Raw genomic sequence first — 1,426 nt, 5'->3', positions numbered from 1 at the left:
CGGCGAGGCGGGGGCGGGCAGGGGCGGGTGCGGGACGGGGGCCGGCCCCGCGGACCCGGGTGCCGGTGTGCCGGCGCGTTCGGGTCGTACGGTCTGCTCGGGTCGTACGGCCTGTTCCGGGAACGCCGTCCGCTCCGGTCGTACGGTCCGCTCCGGTCGTACGGCCTGCTCGGATCGCACGCTCTGCTCGGGTCGTGCGGCCTGTTCCTGGGACGTGCCCTGCTCCGTCCGTACGGTCTGCTCCGGGAGCACCGACCGCTGCTGGGCGAGCAGTTGCGGGGGGAAGAGGACGACCACGCCCGTACCGCCGCGCGAGGACGGCCGGTAGTTGACGCTCAGGTGGTACTTGGCGGCCAGCCGCCCCACGACCGCGAGCCCGAGCCGGGTCCCTTGGAGCACGGCCAGGTCGTTCATCCGGCCCGACACGGACTCCTCGGCCCGCCGCATCGCCGCGTCCGCCATCTTGAGGCCGCTGTCCTCGATGGTCACCACGATCCCCGCCGTGCGCTCCTCCACATACACGTGGACCTCGTCGATGGGCGGGGAGAAGTTCGCCGCGTTGTCCATCAGTTCGGCCAGGAGGTGCATCACGCCCTCGGCGGCGAACCCGGCGATCGCGGCGGTGCTGGAACAGTGCAGCCGTACCCGCTGATAGGCGGCGATACGGCCCACCGCGCCGCGCAGGATGGACTCCATCGGGATCGGCTTGTTCCAGGCGCGGCTGGCACGGCCGCCCATCAGCAGGGCCAGCCGGTCGGTGAGCAGCCCGAGTTGGGAGGTGTTGTGGTCGAGCCTCAGCAGGTCGCCGAACACCTCCTCGCCGTACTTGTCCTGCATCTCGCGCAGATCGGCCAGCATGCTCACGGCCTTGGCCTGCACACGGCTCAGCGCCTTGGCGCTCGCCGCTTGAGCGGCGGCGCCCCGCCGCTCACTGATGGCGAACTCCCGCACGATCGAGTCCACCAGGATCCGCAGCCGCGGATCCGTGGGGGGTTCGAGACCGCCGAGCACGGTGTCCGCCGAGCCGCCGGAGCGCAGCCCGCCGAGCGCCGCGGGGATCGTCGTCGTCATCAGGAGGTCGAGATCGTCCGCGGCGCGGGCGAGTTGCTCGACGGCCTTCGCGCACTCCGCGCGCGCGTCGGCAGCGCGCTGTTCCGACGCGGCGACCTCGGCGGCGAACACCTCCAGCAGCCGGCGCAGTTGGGGGTCCGACGGCGCGGTGGTGGCGGCGGTCGCGGCCTCGGCGCTCGCGCCGTCCCGCAGGCGCTTGACCACCGAGGGCAGCGAGACGTTCAGCAGATGCGCCGATTCCCCGCCGAGCTGGGCCAGTTGGGTCTGCGCGGTCCTGACCTCACCGTCCGCCGTGACCGCGCCGCGGCGGCCCTGGCGCACCAGCACGACGGCGGCGACGACAGTGACCGCCACA

At 73.1% G+C, this 1,426-nt stretch carries 1 protein-coding gene; it reads right to left on the bottom strand.

The genetic code is table 11. The features are described from left to right. The coding region (locus tag GT042_RS25725; protein ID WP_161311114.1) for an ATP-binding protein at window positions 1-1,426 on the bottom strand (1,426 nt) is incomplete at both ends.

Origin of the sequence: Streptomyces sp. SID3212, assembly GCF_009865405.1 — a bacterium.
Classification (GTDB): Bacteria; Actinomycetota; Actinomycetes; order Streptomycetales; family Streptomycetaceae; genus Streptomyces.
The sequence above is the reverse complement of the archived record's forward strand: the minus strand, read 5'-3'. Positions and strand labels throughout refer to the sequence as shown.